The 16,593-nt window shown below is 60.3% G+C and carries 12 protein-coding genes and 1 tRNA gene; 3 read left to right on the top strand and 10 right to left on the bottom strand.

The window, feature by feature from the left end; genetic code table 11:
- Positions 1-35: 35 nt before the first annotated feature.
- The gene (locus GOW98_RS11880) at positions 36-1,064 is read left to right on the top strand and encodes an alpha/beta hydrolase (protein ID WP_170332228.1); all 1,029 of its coding nucleotides are present in this window, start codon (positions 36-38) and stop codon (positions 1,062-1,064) included.
- Positions 1,065-1,219: 155 nt separating this feature from the next.
- Here the strand turns inward: GOW98_RS11880 and GOW98_RS11885 are convergent.
- Positions 1,220-1,295 (bottom strand) — tRNA-Trp (locus GOW98_RS11885).
- 143 nt (positions 1,296-1,438) lie between these two features.
- Between GOW98_RS11885 and GOW98_RS11890 the strand changes: the two genes are divergently transcribed.
- Positions 1,439-2,146, top strand: a complete 708-nt coding sequence (locus GOW98_RS11890; RefSeq protein ID WP_170332230.1) for a lysophospholipid acyltransferase family protein — start codon at positions 1,439-1,441, stop codon at positions 2,144-2,146.
- Here GOW98_RS11890 and GOW98_RS11895 read toward each other — a convergent pair.
- The 8 genes from GOW98_RS11895 to GOW98_RS11930 all read right to left on the bottom strand — a co-directional run bounded on the left by GOW98_RS11895 (position 2,143) and on the right by GOW98_RS11930 (position 14,109).
- Positions 2,143-2,388: a MoaD/ThiS family protein gene (locus tag GOW98_RS11895; RefSeq protein ID WP_170332233.1), complete on the bottom strand. Its 246-nt coding sequence runs from the start codon at positions 2,386-2,388 to the stop codon at positions 2,143-2,145. The two genes, GOW98_RS11890 and GOW98_RS11895, sit on opposite strands and share 4 nt — an antisense overlap.
- On the bottom strand, positions 2,381-4,636 hold the full coding sequence (locus tag GOW98_RS11900; protein WP_170332234.1) for a xanthine dehydrogenase family protein molybdopterin-binding subunit: 2,256 nt from the start codon (positions 4,634-4,636) through the stop codon (positions 2,381-2,383). Before GOW98_RS11900 ends, GOW98_RS11895 begins: the two co-directional genes overlap by 8 nt.
- Positions 4,636-5,115 carry a (2Fe-2S)-binding protein gene (locus GOW98_RS11905; RefSeq protein ID WP_170332237.1) on the bottom strand — a complete coding sequence of 160 codons (480 nt, stop codon included), beginning with the start codon at positions 5,113-5,115 and terminating at the stop codon, positions 4,636-4,638. Before GOW98_RS11905 ends, GOW98_RS11900 begins: the two co-directional genes overlap by 1 nt.
- A complete protein-coding gene (locus GOW98_RS11910) occupies positions 5,112-5,978 on the bottom strand; it encodes an FAD binding domain-containing protein (protein WP_170332239.1) in 867 nt (288 codons plus the stop codon). The genes GOW98_RS11905 and GOW98_RS11910 overlap by 4 nt, the downstream gene beginning before the upstream one ends.
- Positions 5,979-6,106: 128 nt before the next feature.
- Entirely contained in the window at positions 6,107-9,319 is a 3,213-nt protein-coding gene (locus GOW98_RS11915; protein ID WP_170332241.1) for a reductive dehalogenase, read from the bottom strand.
- 255 nt (positions 9,320-9,574) lie between these two features.
- Positions 9,575-10,846, bottom strand: coding sequence for an NAD(P)/FAD-dependent oxidoreductase (locus GOW98_RS11920; protein ID WP_170332243.1), 1,272 nt, complete (start codon positions 10,844-10,846; stop codon positions 9,575-9,577).
- A gap of 39 nt (positions 10,847-10,885) precedes the next feature.
- Positions 10,886-11,920, bottom strand: coding sequence for an ACP S-malonyltransferase (locus GOW98_RS11925; RefSeq protein WP_170332245.1), 1,035 nt, complete (start codon positions 11,918-11,920; stop codon positions 10,886-10,888).
- A complete protein-coding gene (locus GOW98_RS11930) occupies positions 11,917-14,109 on the bottom strand; it encodes a dehydrogenase E1 component subunit alpha/beta (protein ID WP_170332246.1) in 2,193 nt (730 codons plus the stop codon). The genes GOW98_RS11925 and GOW98_RS11930 overlap by 4 nt, the downstream gene beginning before the upstream one ends.
- Before the next feature lie 161 nt (positions 14,110-14,270).
- On the opposite strand from GOW98_RS11930, the gene GOW98_RS11935 reads away from it, so the two are divergent.
- The gene (locus GOW98_RS11935) at positions 14,271-15,170 is read left to right on the top strand and encodes a LysR substrate-binding domain-containing protein (RefSeq protein ID WP_170332248.1); all 900 of its coding nucleotides are present in this window, start codon (positions 14,271-14,273) and stop codon (positions 15,168-15,170) included.
- 157 nt (positions 15,171-15,327) lie between these two features.
- Here GOW98_RS11935 and GOW98_RS11940 read toward each other — a convergent pair whose 3' ends face one another.
- Positions 15,328-16,485 (bottom strand): acyl-CoA dehydrogenase family protein, encoded by a 1,158-nt coding sequence (locus GOW98_RS11940; protein WP_170332250.1) that lies wholly within the window; start codon positions 16,483-16,485, stop codon positions 15,328-15,330.
- Positions 16,486-16,593: the final 108 nt, after the last annotated feature.

Raw genomic sequence — 16,593 nt, forward strand, 5'->3', positions numbered from 1 at the left:
AATTGGCCGAAAGCTTCGCCAGAAACTAGTGCGTCGTGGGTGGCGATTTTCTGAACTGGCGCTTTCCAGGCAGGAAACTTTGTAGAAATGGAGATTCGTGCCAGAATTCTAGGATTGGATTAGTTGGAGTAGATGACATGGCACTGTTTTTTTCACGACGAACTTACAATTCGCAGAAAAAGAAATTTACTCTGAAGCCGGCAGCGAAAACGAGATATGTCAACATCACCAAGAAAAGCGCCGATGGCAGTGTCCGCAAGGGAAGCATTGTCAAAAAGGCCGATTGGCTGAACCTCGTACGCCAGCAAGGCGGAGACTCGGCAGTTTTAATTTACGTTCACGGGTTCAACACAAGCCAGACGGACATGTTGGATCGTTTGGAAAAAATTGAAAACGGCGCCAGATCAAACGGTTTCAAGGGCGCAGTCGTCGCGTTTGACTGGCCCAGCGACGGATCGCCCCACGCTTACGACCGGGACCGTGCTGATGCCAAAACGGTGGCACCTCACCTAGTTGGAGACGGTATGTTGCCCTTGCTAGGTATGCCCTCCAAACCCAAAGTCCACATACTCGCGCATTCCATGGGAACTCTGGTTGTTCTGCGCGCCTTCTCTGATTTTGGCGACGCTGCCGGTCCGGGCAATAAGATCTGGTCAGCGGACCAGGTGATGTTTGCTTCGGGCGATGTAGACGCGGCGTGGTTGGAAAAAGGGGCGTGGGGGAATCTTGTTCTGAAAAAGCGAAGTAAGCGTTTCACGAACTATTACAGCGGCAAGGACAAAGTTCTGTCACTCTCCGGCGGCCTAGTGAACGGTGGTCGGAAACGCGCCGGCAGAGTCGGCATGCCAAAGCTGACCTCGAAAGGCCATTGGGACATCCATTGCGACGAACAATACAAGCGCGATGTCCCCAAAGGAAAACGCTCGATGACCAAATCCCATCGCTGGTGGTTCGACAGCAAGGGCTTCTACAAGGACCTCGCACTGAACCTGGACGGTCAGGATGCGAAGAAAATGCCCACACGACATAAAACGAACATCGGAGACCAGATGTTGTTGACCTGACGTCCAGGCGGTTCGGCGTCTGCAAGTGGTAATGCGGTGCTCAGACAGGCACCGCTCCTTCCCAGATGTTAGGCTGGCTGCTGCAACTCGCCTAAACAATGCGCGAATACTATGCCGCTGCAAAGGCAACATCTTGGAAACGGGATTGGAAGGAATGGCAGGGGCAGCAGGGTTCGAACCCGCGACCTACGGTTTTGGAGACCGTCGCTCTACCAACTGAGCTATACCCCTAAGGTGCGCCTCAGATATGCCAGCCGCGCGGCGGACTCAAGAGGCTTTTTCAGATTCTGCGCGACTAATGCATTCGACAAACAAGTTGCGCGCGGCGTTGAGTTCTATAAGACACGGTTTGGTCAGCATAAAGGACCCCATCCGTGAGTATTCGCAAGAAAATCGCCAACAGCGAGGCCGTTTTGAACTGGGCTGCGCGACGGATTGCGAGCTATATCCGGTTGGTCAATCGCAACACCGAATGGCAACGTATCGGATACGAGGAATTGGACCAGTTGGCCGAACAGGGTGAGCCGGTCATCGTTGTGCTTTGGCATCAACGGTTGGCGCAATCGCCCTATTTCTTTCCGCTGGACAAGGGGCGCATCTGCTCAATCACATCCTCCGCACGGGCAGGCAGCATGGTAGGTCGGGTGCAGAAACTGTTCGGCATGGACACAATTGCCATGACCAGCAAACACTCAAACAACATTGCAGTGTCGCGCGAAGTGATCGGAAAGATGAAGCAGGGGATTTCCATCGGCATCGCCGCCGATGGCCCGCGCGGGCCCGAGCGAGTGCTGTCCACGGTGCCTTTGGTCTGGGCGCGCACCTCGGGCAAGCGGGTGTTTGGGATCACTTTTTCCGCGCAGCATGGCAGCGAAGCGGGGACATGGGACCGGCTACTGATGCCCCGCCCCTGGCGGAACAAGGGTGTGTTTCTGTGCCGTGAATGGACCGAAACCGTGCCGCGTAAGGCTTCGGAAGAACAGATCGAGGCCCTGCGCCAAAGTCTTGAACAGCATATGAACGACATCACCGCCGAAGCCGACCGGATGGTCGGTCGCGAGCCGTGGTCGCCTAAGGCTTAACCGCCCCTTAGACGCTGCATCAGGTAAACCTCGCTGCCTTCTGGGATCGGCTCGGTCAAGCCGGTGGCGATGACGCGCCCGTCAATAGCGACGGACACGCCCGCATCAATCGGTCCCTGAAGCTGCGGGTGCTGCCGAACCAGTTCCCGCAACAGTTCGCCGGTGGTTTTGGCCTGAACCTCCACCACCTGCTGCCCCCCGGTCAGAGACCGGAGACCGGACCAGAGGTGGACCTCAACCATTGTCCTTGAGCGCCGCGAGAATACGGGGCGGCGACATCGGAAGTTGCTTCATCCGAACGCCCGCCGCATGGGACACCGCGTTGGCGATAGCGGCCAAGGGTGGCACGATACCGGTTTCCCCAACACCACGTACACCGAACGGATGGCCGGGGTTGGGCACTTCGACGATTACCGTGTCGATCATCGGCAGGTCACTGGCAACCGGGATGCGGTAGTCAAGGAAGATCGAGTTTTGCAGGCGACCGTCGTCGCCATAGATGTATTCCTCGTTCAGTGCCCAGCCGATGCCCTGCGCGGCACCGCCCTGATACTGGCCTTCCACGTAAGTCGGGTGGATCGCCTTGCCAGCGTCCTGAATGACCGTGTAGCGGGTGACGCTAGTCTTGCCGGTTTCCGGATCGACCTCGGCATCCACTATATGGGTGCCGAAAGACACGCCCGCCCCTTCGGGAGTGGCCTCGAAATGGCCTGAGATCGGGCCACCAGTCGAACCCATATGAGCGGTAATGTCCGCCAGCGGGCGCGGGTCGAAGTCACCTGCATTTGGGCCCGAAGGCACAGCACAGCCGTTTTCCCATTTCACTGCGTCAGTTGGGATTCCCCAGCTGGCCGCCGCGCGTTCACACAGTTTCTCAACCGCGTGTCTGGCCGCCTTGATCGTCGCCAGACCGCTGGCATAGGTCACGCGCGAGCCATGGCTGACGTCGTTATAGCCCAGCGTCGCGGTGTCGGCGATGGTGACACGGATATTCTCATAGGGAATGCCCAGCACTTCAGCCGCCATCAGCGCCATGGATGCCCGCGAACCGCCAATGTCGGGCGTGCCGACCATCAGCTGCGCCGAGCCATCTTCAGACAAGGCCAGCGACACGCTTGTTTCACCACCATGGTTGAACCAGAAGCCGCAGGAAATCCCACGTCCCTGCCCCGGTTTCAACGGAGCCGAGTAATGTGGATGCGCCTTGGCAGCCTCGAGCGTTTCGACCAGACCGATGCGCTCGTAACGCGGGCCGTAGCTGGCCTTGGTGCCTTCGTGCGCGGCGTTTTTCAGGCGAACGTCGATGGGGTCCAGGCCCAGCTTTTTACACATTTCGTCGATGATCGACTCAACGGCAAAGGCCCCCATCGGCGCGCCGGGCGCGCGATAGGCGGCTTGCTTCGGGCGGTTGGCCATGACGTCATAGCCGATCTGTTTGACGTTGGTCAGGTTGTACGCCGCGAAAGCACACATGGCCGTCATATCGCCCGGAGCGCCGGGGAATGCCCCACCCTGCAGGCGGAAGTCGCCGCGCGCCGCGGTGATTGTGCCGTCCTTCTTCATGCCGATCTTGATGTCCATCGAGGCCGAGGCTGTCGGGCCAGTCGCCCGGAACACCTCGGACCGACTCATCACCAGTTTGACCGGGCGGTTGGCCTTACGGCTGAGTGCCAGTGCCACGGGTTCGATGAAAACAGTGGTCTTGCCGCCGAAGCCGCCGCCAATCTCGGATGCGGTCACCCGCAGTTGCGAGGTCTCGATCCCCAGCAGAGCCGCACAGGTCTTCTGCGCGATCCAGTGGCCTTGGGTGGTGCACCAAAGCTCACCTTTGCCGTCATTGCCCAGCATCCCCAGACAGGCGTGGGGTTCGATGTAACCCTGATGGGTCGCCTCGGTGACAAAGCTGTCTTCCATCACCAAATCAGCCTCGGCAAAGCCGGCCTCAACATCACCATGACCACTTTCATGGTAGCGCACGACGTTCGGGTGCATCCCTTCGGGCACGGAATAATCCGCAGCACCTTCGCGGATCACGGGAGCGTCGGGTGCCATCGCCTTGTCCACGTCGGTGACGTGGGGCAGAACCTCGTATTCAACCTCAATCAGCTTGAGCGCATCGCGCGCCGCCAGGGCTGACGTGGCCGCAACGGCTGCTACCGCGTGCCCGTCATACAAGGCCTTTTCCCCCGCCATGACGTTTTCCAGCACGTTCCAGAATTCGCCTTCCAGACCCGGCTTGAACGGCACTTCGGCGAAGTCCGCGCGTGTCACAACAGCTTTGACGTCCTTATGCGCCTCAGCTTTCGAAGTGTCGATCTTCACGATCCGCGCATGGGCGTGCGGCGAGCGCAGGATGGCACCGTGCAGCATCCCCGGCGCATAGGCATCGGCGCCGAATTTGGCGCGGCCTGTCACCTTGTCCATCCCATCCGGGCGATCCGGGCGGGTACCAACGAAAGTGAATTCAGATTTGCGATCGTCGAGTGCCATTACGAAGCCTCCCGCAGTTCTTCTGCCGTTTCCATCACGGCGCGAATGATCTTGTCATAACCGGTGCAGCGGCAGAGATTGCCTGCCAGCCAGTATCGGGTTTCCTCTTCGGTCGGGTTGGGGTTTTTCTCCAGCAGCGACTTGGCCGCCACCAGAATGCCCGGGGTGCAGATACCGCATTGAAGGGCGGCGTGTTCGATGAACTTCTTCTGCAGCGGGTGCAGAACGTCGCCGTCCGCGATACCCTCGACGGTTTCGATGGTCTTACCGTCAGCCTCAACACCCAGCATCAGGCAGGAACAGACCAGACGGCCATCAACGGTGACCGAGCACGCGCCGCAATCGCCGGTGCCGCAGCCCTCTTTCGCGCCGGTCAGGTTCAGCTTGTCGCGCAGACAATCCAGCAGAGTTTCGCGCGGGTCGCAAAGGTATTCGACCGTGTCTCCGTTCACGGTGGTGGATACGTGGAACTTGCTCATGCTTGCTCTCCCTTCGCACGGGCATAGGCGATTTTAGCGGCACGCTTGGCCAGAACGCCAGCGACCTCGGTCCGGAATTCGATAGTGCCGCGCTTGTCGTCGATCGGGTTGCAGGCAGCTGATGCTGCTGCCGCCAAAGCGTCCAGCGCGACGTCATCCAGTTTGCTACCGATGATTGCCTTGGCGCAGTCTTCAACCAGCAGAACAGTAGGAGCCACCGCGCCCAAAGACACCCGGGCCTCGGTGATGGTATCGCCGTCCAGACGCAGGTTCACGCCGACGCCGACCACGGCGATGTCCATCTCGGTGCGCGGGATGAATCGCAGGTAAGCATCACCGCCATTCTCGCCGCGCGCGGGGATGTTGACGGAGGATATCACCTCTCCCTTCGCCAGCGACGTCTTGCCGGGGCCGGTGGGGATATCTTCGACCGCCACCTCGCGGTCTCCGTCCGTTCCAGTCACCGTCACGGTCACTCCTGCAGCCACCATCGCCGGAACCGAATCCGCCGCCGGAGAGCCGTTGCACAGGTTGCCCGTCAATGTCGCGCGCCCTTGTACCTGTGTCGAGCCGATCAGATCCATGGCTTCAACCACACCGGGCCAGTCGCGACCAAGCTCGGGATGCTCACTCATTTCGGCACCGGTGGCGGCAACGCCGAGCCTCCAGCTGCCATCGGCGTTGCGCGTGATATCACGCACGCCGTCGATTTTCTTGATGTCGATTAGCGTATCAGGCGTCACCAGTTCCGAACGCAGCTGTACCAGCACATCCGTGCCGCCTGCCAGAAATCGTGTGGTGCCCGTCGCGTTTGCGGCCAGTGCCGACGCCTCGGCAAAGCTGGCGGGGCTGTGATAATCCATGAAATACCTCGCACCTGTTGATCAGGGTAGACTGGGGTTCGCAGGGGACGTTAGTGCAGCAACCCCCCGGCGTCCATGGCAGGAGCGACCAATTTTTATGTTACCGGATGTCGTTTCCTGACCTTATGTCAGAGGTCAATCTCGATCACGCCATCGGGATGTGCCGCTCGGCTTTGGCACAGTATGATAGCGCTCTCGCGTTGTTTGTTGGACAGAACGAAATCGCGATGTTCGATTTTGCCGGAAACCACACCGCATTTGCAAACCCCACAGATGCCATCGGCGCATTTCACATCCACGTGAATTCCTGCCTCATTCAAAACCTGCGCGGCGTCCTTTTCCGCAGGGACCGCCAGCTCACGCCCCGACCGAACCAGCTTCAGCGTGAAAGGATGGTTTTCATACTCCGGCTGTTCGGGAACCGAGAAGTACTCCAGATGCCGCGCATCCTCGGGGAAACCCTGCCATTCCGCCGCCTGCATGACGCCGTCCATATAGCGGTCCGGACCGCAGGTGTAGACATGCCAGCCGTCCTGATAACCGGACAGGATCACATTCAGATCAGCGCGCGTGCCTTCGTCCGAAAAGTGATAGTGCACGTGATCCGCCCAAGGCATCGCAGCCAGATCGTCCAGATACCCCGCACCGGCGCGGGTGCTGGCGGAATAGTGCAACTCGAACGGTTTGCCCAAAGCGTGCAAACGGTGGGCAAATGCAATCATCGGGGTGATGCCGATGCCGCCGCCCATCAGGAAGGTTTTGGTCGCCGTTTCCTCCAACTCGAAATGATTGATCGGCTTCGAGATGAAAACCTTGCGCCCCTCGTTAAAGATACGATGCAGCAGGGCCGAGCCGCCGCGCCCCTCATCCTCGCGCAGCACGCCGATCTGATAGGTCGCCCGGTCCGAGGGGTTACCGGACATGGAATACTGCCGCAGGAATTCCGGCGCGACCAGAACATCCAGATGCGCGCCCGCAGTCCACTCTGGCAGTGGAACACCGTTAAGCGCCGAGAACTCGTATTTGGTCACGTCTGCCGTCATCTTGTCGACCTTCGTCAGTTCGACCCGCATCACTGGTGCGTCCCCAGCGATGGTATAGCGGTGGATGACCGACATGTCCCCGGCAGCCTTGCGGGCTTGGTATTCCTTGGCTGTCACCATTTCCTGATAGGCCGCGATTCCGGCCTCGCGGTCCATGGCGAAGGGATAGGGCCAGGGATGCGGGGCCAGATAGGCGGGGTAGACGGCCAGCGTCTGATCTTCGTATTTCAAGTCCAGATCGGTTTGCAGGTCGCGCCGGTTCAGAGGGTGTTCCGTTGGGCGGTACGCGCCATCCGACTGCAACTCGATGTCCCACCACCATTTCTTGGTGTCGTTCAACCCGCCATTACCGACCGCATCGTCCAATTTTGCCAACACAGGTGCGGCCTGCGGAATGTTCATCGCGGCCCAGCGGAAGGGGCGTTCCTTGAATATCCCTTCAAGGTTCCACGGACAGGTCTTCATACACCGCCCGCACATTGCTCCGCCCGGAGTGGTCACCCGGTAGGTGGCGCATTTCTGGCTGTCGGATTTCCAAATTTCATAGCCGTTGAACATCAGCTTCGGCCCGGCGGTGATCGCCCCCGAAGGACACTCCCGCGCGCATTTGTTGCACGCCTCGCAAAAGCTTTGCAGCCCGAAATCAATCGGCTTGTCGTGCTCCACCGGCATATCCGTCGTCACCGCACCGGATTTCAGACGCGGACCGAGATAGGGGTTCAGGATGACCTCGCCGATCCGACTGACCTCACCTAGGCCGGACAGCAACAACAGCGGAGGCTGCAACACCTCGCCATCCATCACCGTATGCGCCTTGGCCTTGTAACCGAGATTGCGGATCTGCTGCGCGATCACCCCGCCCAACAAGGAAAAGCGCAGATAGGCGCGCATCGACTGGGCCACGCTGATCCAGTCGTCGCCGCTGGCGCCCTCCATCGTTTCATAGCCCTGATCGATGATCATGCTGATGGCCTGATCGTGTGGCGGAGTGATCTCCTCGCCCGTCGCATCATGGGAATACCACGCCCAGTCCGGGCACCGGCTGAGGCCCACCGCATCCACGCCAAGGAAATAAGTCGCGGCCTTTATGTTCGCAGCGTTGCGGGCGGCGTCGGTCGGCGGCGTCGCATCGGCGCTGTCGCCGTCCTGCAGAAGAACAAACGCGCCCAGCGCGCGGCGTTGCGCGAAACTCGGCGCGGACTTGCGTACGTAGTAGCCGCCCTTCGCCGCATCCTGCAGATGCTTGCCCATATCCCCGAACTGCGCCCGCGCGAACATATCGGCGCGTTTGGGCACGCGGGCGACGTTTTCTTCGTCGATATAGGTGGTCGGCGTCTCAACCCGCTTAAGATTCTCGAACGGATGCGCCCCGTCCACATAACGCCGCTTGGCGTAAGGGTCACGGTTCAGTGCGTTCTTGGCAAAACCAGCGCCCAACCACCACGCGGGCCCCTGAGTGCGGAACCACGGCTGCTGCGCCATCGGCTGCAGGGGCTGGTCATGGGCAATTTCCATCTCGGTGGTCACGGCGGCCAGACCGAAGCGCTTGCCCAGCCATGGGGCAATAATGTCGCCATCCTCGACCGAGGCCAAACCCGCCGCGACCGCTAATCTGCTCAGGTCAACCTCGGAGGACATCGCCGTATGCGCTCGCGCGTCATAGCCCAGTAGGCGGATATAGTTGGCGATCACCACGGCGTTCTCTGTCGCCAACAGGCAAGCTCGGTGATCCTGCGCGTCGATGATCCATTCCGCGCCGGGCTCTTCTGGATCAGGCTCGCGGTTGTGTTCGTAGAGGAAAACGATGGCATGGCGGTGCGTGTCCATCGGCCTGGGCGCGGCCTCCATGCTTTCCTTTAGATCGGCCATGATCAGGTCAATGCCTGAGGCCAGCGTCTTGGTCTGCCGTGTCTTCAGTGCATGAGCCAAACGGTCGATATCAGGGGTGCGCCGTGGTTCAGCCAGCATCGCCTCGGGCGGCAGCGGGCCACAACCGATCATCGAGGCATCGTTGAAATAACCAAACGCCTTCAAATGATTGGCGCGTTCAACCGGATCGTCCGGGACCTCGGAAACCACCGGGTTTACGAACCCGTCGCGGATGGTGTCCATCATCGCCTGAAACTCACCCATCGCGTTGACGATGCTTTCAGGCTGATCCGGGCGGTGAAAGCTGAGCGTCCGCATCGGTTTCACCACAGCCAAGTCAGGCGTCGGAACCTGCCGCGCCAGCCGCTCCAAAGGATACCGGCCCATGTGGACCGGTCGGTTCCTATCCGAGAAAAAGCGGATCCCCATCGCGCACCTCCTGATGATGACTGTCACCTAATGCGTGCCGGACTTCAAATCCATACATGACCAGTCACAGATAGTTCGAGCAAAACTAATCTCACCGGTCTGGGCGGCGAGTCGCTGCGGGCTTTTCTGACAATCCTCATAAAAGGTCTCAATCTACGTGGTCTGTCACCTGCGCGCACAACAACCCGACCCATCCTTGGTCGCGCACCCGGAACGAGGCCGTCGCCGCAGCGTTGCAGGACTGAGTTACCATGATCAGAACCGCGCCTTGACGAAATGGGTCAACGCCGCACCGGTTTCGAAATAGGCGCGCCGCAGGCCGGTCCAGCGTTCGTGGTACTCCGAAACTACTGGAACGGACAATAGCGACGGATCATCCTGCAGCAGGCTTTCGGCCATAAGGCGACCAAACACCGTGCCCGGGCCGATGCCGCGCCCGGAATACCCGTGCACCGACAGCGCGTTAGGGCCTACCTGCGTGATCTTGGGAATGTGGTCCGATGTCATTGCGATCCGGCCGTGCCATCCCTCGATCAGTGGCTGGTCAGCCAGTTGCGGGAAAAGCTCAGCCAGTTTGCGTTTGATCCAAGCGGTGTGAGCAATGCGGCCCGCTTGCCCCAGATCGCCCATCGCACCGATGATCAGTCGTCCTTCACCGTCTATGCGAAACGAGGTCATGATCAGGCCGGTATCCCAGCAGCCCTCTCCGCCCTGCAGGATACTAGAGCGTAGATTGTCGGACAGCGGCGCGGTCGCGAACTGGAAATAATAGACCGGCACATATTCCGGAGCGGTCGCCTGCAGCCCCTGATGATAGGCGTTGGTAGCCTGTATCACCGACTTCGCACGCACTGTGCCGCGATCGGTTTCCAGCATCCAAACGCCGTCGCTGTGCTGCATGGATTGGACCGGGCTTTGGGTCGCGATTCGCGCTCCGGCCTCGGCGGCAGCGCGAGCAAGGCCCCGGACGTAGCTGAGTGGTTGGATCGTCCCCGCGCGCGGATCGAACAGAGCACCTTGGAACGCGGCGCTTCCGGTGCGCTGCTCAGTCTGGTTGGCAGACAGCAGTTCAACCGGCGCGCCCGTGGCGGATAGCTGCGCGTGCCTTTCCTGCAGGTCTCGCAAACCTTTGGTGGAATGCGCGCAGTGCAACGTGCCGTTCCGCACCGGTTCGCAGTTGATGTCATGCTTTGCGATCAGATCAAAAACATCGCCGGGCGCGGCGGCCAGCAGGTTAATCAGACGATCCCCTGCGTCGCGACCAAGATGCTGGCGAATGTCGTCGGGCGGCAGCCACAACCCGGCATTTGCCAACCCGACATTGCGGCCCGAGCCACCATGGCCGATCTCCTGCGCCTCGAGCAGACACACAGACGCCCCGGCCCGCGCCGCCGTCAGCGCAGCGGAACAGCCCGTATAACCGCCACCGATCACAGCCAGATCAACGGCCAGATCTTTGGTCAGGGGAAGGCTTTCGACATGCTCTCGGCAGGTTTTCAGCCAGAGTGACTGGTTGTGGTCGCTCACGCCGGGCTCCTTGAATTTGTGCGGATCATCAGGGCTTGGTCAGCCGGTTGCAAGCGCCCTTTGATCGTCGCGGCCCATGGCGATCAGAAAGGGCCACGCGTCCTGCTGCGTCTGGAACGCCGCCTTGTCGGACATGCCGCGCCAGTCGGCCAGAACCAGGGATTGGGCCACAGCCCCGCCCAGCGTCGCACCGGGGCCCGTCACGATAAATAGGTCGGGTGCAAATTCACGTGCTGCGGTGTGGATCGCGCGGGTAAAGTCATAGGCCTCGGTCACTTGATGACCCAGCGTATAATCCCAAAGCGCCTGCGTATCCGTCGCACCCGGCCACCAGATTTTGCCACGTCCATCGATCAGGGGGCGTTCGGGCTGGCCAAACATCTCGGCGCCCAACCGGGCGCGCCCTTCAGCCGCAACGGGGGCCTGCAACGCGGTGTGAAAGGCCGCGTGGTTGGGAAGCCGCATTGGGAAACGGTCCTGAATTGTAGGGTGCACAGCCTCAAACGCCTTAAGACCCGCCTCATTTCCCGCAAGAACCAGCATACCGCCCAGATCAATGGACAGCGCCAGATCGCACCCATCAGACGCGTCGATCCGCGTCACATCGGCCAGCAGTTCAGCCTTGCGGGCTGCGTTGTTTTTCCAGTTCTCACCCACAAACGGATAGACCAATTGGCCACCGATTAGCTGGTCTTGCATCAACGTGCCCATCGTGTTCACCACGCGAAACCCGTCTTGCGGTGACAGGGCACCACCTGCGACCAAGGCGATATACCACCCCATCGAGTTGCCGGTGACCGCGACCACCTCGATATCCTCAGCAATGGTCTGCGCGTCGGCCAGCGAAGCGGCATAGATCAGGGGTGAGGCCACATCACCGCGCGAATACTTGCTGACCGTATAACGGCTTGCGCCATCCAGCGCGGTCACGGCCTCCTGCCCCGCCTCGGCGCGGATGGCGTCGAAACTGCGAAACAGGTCCATCCGCTGCGCATGATGGCGGTGCAGATAGCCCAACTCGGGCTTGTTATACGTGCCCCGCCCGGGGCAGATCACAACAGCAGTACGGGTCATGGGCGACCTCCGGTCAAAGCGAGCGCGGCGGCAACGATGCCGTCCTTCGACGGCAGCGGAGCAGCATAGGCCGGGCCGGTGGCGATGAAACAATCTTCGGCCACAACGCGGGCGGTTGCGGTATCGGGGCTATACTCGTTGAAGAACGTCATCAGCGCCTCGGATTGGCTACCGGTGCGACGGCATTCGTCCACGACCAGAACATGCGCGCAGGGTTTGGTGGCCTCGCGCAGTGCCTCGGCCGGCAGCGGCGCGAGCCAGCGCATGTCGATGATCCGGGTCTTCACGCCTGCGGCCTGCAATTCGGGCAGGGCCTGCTGGGACAGATAGTGCCCGTTGCCATAGGTCACGATAGCCAGATCGGTACCGTCCCCGTGCACACCAACCTTACCAAGCGCGATGCGTTGATCCGGTGAGGGATAGGTTGTCATCCACCCGCCATCCTGCGCCTCACGCAGGTCCCGCATTGGATAGAGGGCGATAGGCTCCAGAAACACCACCACGCGCTGCTCTTCCCGCGCCAATCGCACGCATTCACGCAGCATCTGCGCCGCATCCGCTCCGCTGGAGGGGCAGGCAATAATTACACCCGGAATGTCCCGCAGCACGGCCAGAGAGTTGTCGTTGTGGAAATGCCCGCCGAACCCTTTCTGATAGCCCAACCCCGCAATCCGCAGCACCATCGGGTTGGTGAACTGACCGTTCGAAAAAAACGGCAGGGTCGCGGCCTCGCCCCGGATCTGATCCTCGGCATTATGCAGATAGGCGAGGAACTGGATCTCGGGGATCGGGATGAACCCGTTATGCCCCATACCAATCGCCAGCCCAAGAATGGACTGTTCGTCCAGCAGCGTGTCGATCACCCGGTCCGGGCCGAACCGCTGCTGCAGCTTCTGGGTCACGCCATAAACGCCGCCCTTGCGGCCAACGTCTTCGCCCATGCAGACGATCTCACCATGTTCCAACATCAGATCGGTAAGCGCCCAATTGATCAGGCGGCTCATGGGCTGCGGATCATCCATCGCGCGCAGGTCGCCGCCAAAGGCCTTGGCCCGGGTCTCTGTACTGGGACCGTTGGTGGGCTTGCAGGGGCGCTTGGGTGGGATCAGGCTGGCCATCACCTCTGCGGCATTGGCCAGATGCGGACGTTTGGCCGCCTCGGATGCGACTCGGTCTGTACGGGCGCAGGTGTCCTCGTAGACTTTCAGCGCCTCAGCGGGCGACAACGCACCCGCCTGATCCAACAAACGCACAGAGTGCAGCAAGGGGTCTTTGGCCTCGTCCGATTCGACCTCGGACTTCGACAGATAGGTGGTCGGTACATCCGCCCCGGCATGACCATAAAGGCGCACGGTTTTCAGGTGCAGGAAGGCAGGTTTGCGGCGGGTGCGTACGTAGTCTGCGGCCTCTTGCGCAACGGCGAAGGTCTCATACATGTCCAGCCCGTTGGCCTGAAAATACTTGATGCCCGGACGATGCTCCATCGACGCCTGTATCCAGCCTTTCGGCGTTTTGACCGAGATACCGATGCCATTGTCCTCGCACACAAACAGCAGCGGCAGCGGCGTCGATTGTACGCTGGTCCACCCGGCGGTGTTGATCGCCCCCTGCGCCGTGGAATGGTTGGCCGAAGCGTCCCCGAATGAACACATCGCAATCCCATCCTCGGGCAATTCCCGGTGCTCGGGGGTGTGCCGCCGTGCCGCGCCCAGACTATAGGCCGCGCCAACCGCCTTGGGCAGGTGACTGGCGATGGTCGAAGTCTGCGGCGGGATCATTAGCGCCTTGGAGCCCAGCACCTTATGCCGCCCGCCCGAGATCGGGTCTTCTTTGGAACAAGCAAAGCTTAACAGCATGTCCCAGGCGATCTGCTGGCCGGGCACCTGCTCGGCCCGAGCAATTTGAAACGCGGCATCACGATAGTGCAGAAAGGCGATATCGTTAGGGCGCAACGCGTGCGCGACAGCCGCCATCCCCTCATGCCCGGATGAGCCGATGGTATAGAACCCCTGCCCCGCCTTCTGCATTGCACGGCTGGTGCGATCCAACGCGCGGCTTAGAACCTGAGACCGAAACAGCGACACCGCGTCGGTGTTGCTGAGACCTGGCCGCGGTGCTGCACCGTCGGGAAAGTCACCTTTGGCAACCCGGGTCAGGAAGTTTTCGTGAACGATCTGAGCGCGATCCATGGCCTGTTCCCCGGTCTTTCAACTCTTTAGATGGGCGATTTTATCTTGGATAGCACGCAGGTTCTCACCCGGTCACCCAAAAGAAAAGCCTGTATGTGTATCGGGCTGGCGCGCCCCAAATGCCAGTGATATTCCATCCGAAAGGTATGAGGATTAGTCATATGATAGCCCCGCGTCGGTTTTTGCCTTCGATCCCCTCTCTGCTTGCGCTTGAAGCCGTCGACCGCCTTGGCAGTGCCTCAGCCGCCGCCGAAGAGCTTTCCCTGACCCAAAGCGCGATCAGCCGACAGCTCAAGTCGATGGAGGAGCAATTGGGTGTGGACCTGATCCAACGTAGCCAGATGCGGTTGCACCTGACACCTGCGGCGAAAGAATACGTTCAAGTCGCGCGCACTGCGCTGAATCAGCTTGCGCAGGCGTCTCTGAAACTGAAAGCTAACCCGACCGGAGGGTCGCTGAACCTGTCGATCCTGCCCGCTTTCGGAATGCACTGGCTAGCCCCACGTTTGCAGGATTTCGCACGCCGCCATCCGGAAGTTACGGTAAACCTGAATACCCGGCTGCGACCGTTCGACTTTGACACCGAACGTTTCGATGCTGCCATACACTTTGGCCAACGCGACTGGGCTGGCGTGAACTACTTGCCCATCATGCGCGAAGACGTACTGCCGGTTTGCTCACCCGGTTTATTGCCCGATGTTACAGATGACATAGGGTGGCTAACGGAAGCCCCTTTGCTGCACCTCGAAACGCGCCCCGACGCCTGGGAAAAGTGGTTCGCCGCGCAGGGGCATGAGGTTACCGGGATTCGTGGAATGCTGTTCGACCAATTCTCGACCATGGGGCAGGCCACGATCCACGGGTTGGGCGTGGCATTGCTGCCCAGCTATCTGGTAGAGGCCGACCTGAAAGCGGGCCGACTGGTACAAGCTTGGCACGGACCAGGGGTGAGCCTTGGGGACTTTTTTCTTGTCTGGCCGCATTCCCGTGCGGAATCTGAACCGCTGAAGTCGTTTCGCGCGTGGCTGCAAGGCCAGATTGATCAGGCGCCGTGCCTGTAAAAATTGACTGACCTCACACTGCGCGGCCTTTGGCCTTGCGTCCTGCGGACGGCAGGGGGGCCAGGCAGACGCGGGCTGCGCCCGCGTCTGCCTGGCCCAACGGGAGGAGATGTTTCGCCAGAAACGTCGACGACGGGCGGGAGAAACCCCGGTTTGACTAGGTGTCCAACGACCGGGCGATGAGTTCCTTCATGATCTCATTGGTGCCACCATAGATCATCTGAACACGCGCGTCCGCGTAGAGGCGGGCGATCGGGTATTCCATCATGAACCCATAGCCGCCAAACAGTTGCAGGCATTCGTGCATGACCTCGTTCTGAACTTCCGACCCCCAGTATTTCACCATCGAGGCGGTGGCGGCATCCAAGGTTCCCGCCTCAAGCCGCGCAATACAGTCATTGACGAAGCTGCGCAGAACTTCGGCCTTGGTCTTGCACTCGGCCAGTTTGAAGCGAGTGTTCTGGAAATCCATCACCCGTTGGCCAAATGCTTTACGCTCTTGTGTGTATTTCACCGTTTCTGCGATGGCGAAATCAATCGCGCCCAGCGCTCCGATGCCGATGGTCAGACGTTCCCACGGCAACTGTTTCATCATCTGATAGAAACCCTGCCCCTCCTCCGAACCCAGAAGGTTGGTCATCGGCACCTTGACGTCTTCAAAGAACAACTCGGCCGTGTCATTGGCCTTCATTCCCAGCTTCTTGAGGTTCCGCCCCTTGCGAAAACCCTCTGCATCCTGGGTTTCCACAGCGACCAACGAAACCCCTTTGGACCCCTGTGTCTTATCTGTCTTGCAGGCCACCAGGATCAAGTCCGCCGACTGGCCGTTAGTGATGAAAATCTTGGACCCGTTCAGCCGATAGGAATTGCCGTCCTTGTCTGCGGTCGTGCGAATGGACTGCACATCGGAACCAGTTCCGGGTTCAGTCATGGCCAGCGCAGCAACCATCTCGCCCGAGGCCAGACGCGGCAGCCACTTCCGCTTTTGATCCTCACTGCCATAGATGTTGATGTAGTGAACGACGATGGACTGAATGGCGTATCCCCAACCGGAATCGCCGTGCGACGCCTGAGCATACAACGTCACCGCGTCAAACCCGATGCCGCCCCCAACTCCGCCATAAGCTTCGGGGATCGCACCGGCCATCAATCCCATGTCACCCGCCTTGCGCCACATATCACGGTCGACAACACCGGTCTCGTTCCAGCGGTCGAGATTAGGAGCCAGTTCTTCACTCATGAACCTGTCCGCCATTTCAGCGAACATCTGGTGTTCTTCGGCAACCCAACCGGCAGTCGTGGTAAAAAGCGGCATACGACATCCTCCCCCTCGTCTTTTCATGACAAGCCTAGCCGCAGGAGTTTCGCATTCCAATCCGCCCCGAGGCACTGGAACGCAACGTCGTTTTGATGATCAGTCCAA

The sequence above is a fragment of the Ruegeria arenilitoris genome (genome assembly GCF_013032445.1).
In the GTDB taxonomy this organism is placed as follows: domain Bacteria; phylum Pseudomonadota; class Alphaproteobacteria; order Rhodobacterales; family Rhodobacteraceae; genus Ruegeria; species Ruegeria arenilitoris_F.

Bases quoted from the DNA above. Each gene is read 5' to 3' on its own strand.
- GOW98_RS11895 (WP_170332233.1), bottom strand. From the start codon at position 2,388: ATGGTTGAGGTCCACCTCTGGTCCGGTCTCCGGTCTCTGACCGGGGGG.
- GOW98_RS11900 (WP_170332234.1), bottom strand. From the start codon at position 4,636: ATGGCACTCGACGATCGCAAATCTGAATTCACTTTCGTTGGTACCCGC.
- GOW98_RS11905 (WP_170332237.1), bottom strand. From the start codon at position 5,115: ATGAGCAAGTTCCACGTATCCACCACCGTGAACGGAGACACGGTCGAA.
- GOW98_RS11910 (WP_170332239.1), bottom strand. From the start codon at position 5,978: ATGGATTATCACAGCCCCGCCAGCTTTGCCGAGGCGTCGGCACTGGCC.
- GOW98_RS11915 (WP_170332241.1), bottom strand. From the start codon at position 9,319: ATGGGGATCCGCTTTTTCTCGGATAGGAACCGACCGGTCCACATGGGC.
- GOW98_RS11925 (WP_170332245.1), bottom strand. From the start codon at position 11,920: ATGACCCGTACTGCTGTTGTGATCTGCCCCGGGCGGGGCACGTATAAC.
- GOW98_RS11930 (WP_170332246.1), bottom strand. From the start codon at position 14,109: ATGGATCGCGCTCAGATCGTTCACGAAAACTTCCTGACCCGGGTTGCC.
- GOW98_RS11935 (WP_170332248.1), top strand. From the start codon at position 14,271: ATGATAGCCCCGCGTCGGTTTTTGCCTTCGATCCCCTCTCTGCTTGCG.
- GOW98_RS11940 (WP_170332250.1), bottom strand. From the start codon at position 16,485: ATGCCGCTTTTTACCACGACTGCCGGTTGGGTTGCCGAAGAACACCAG.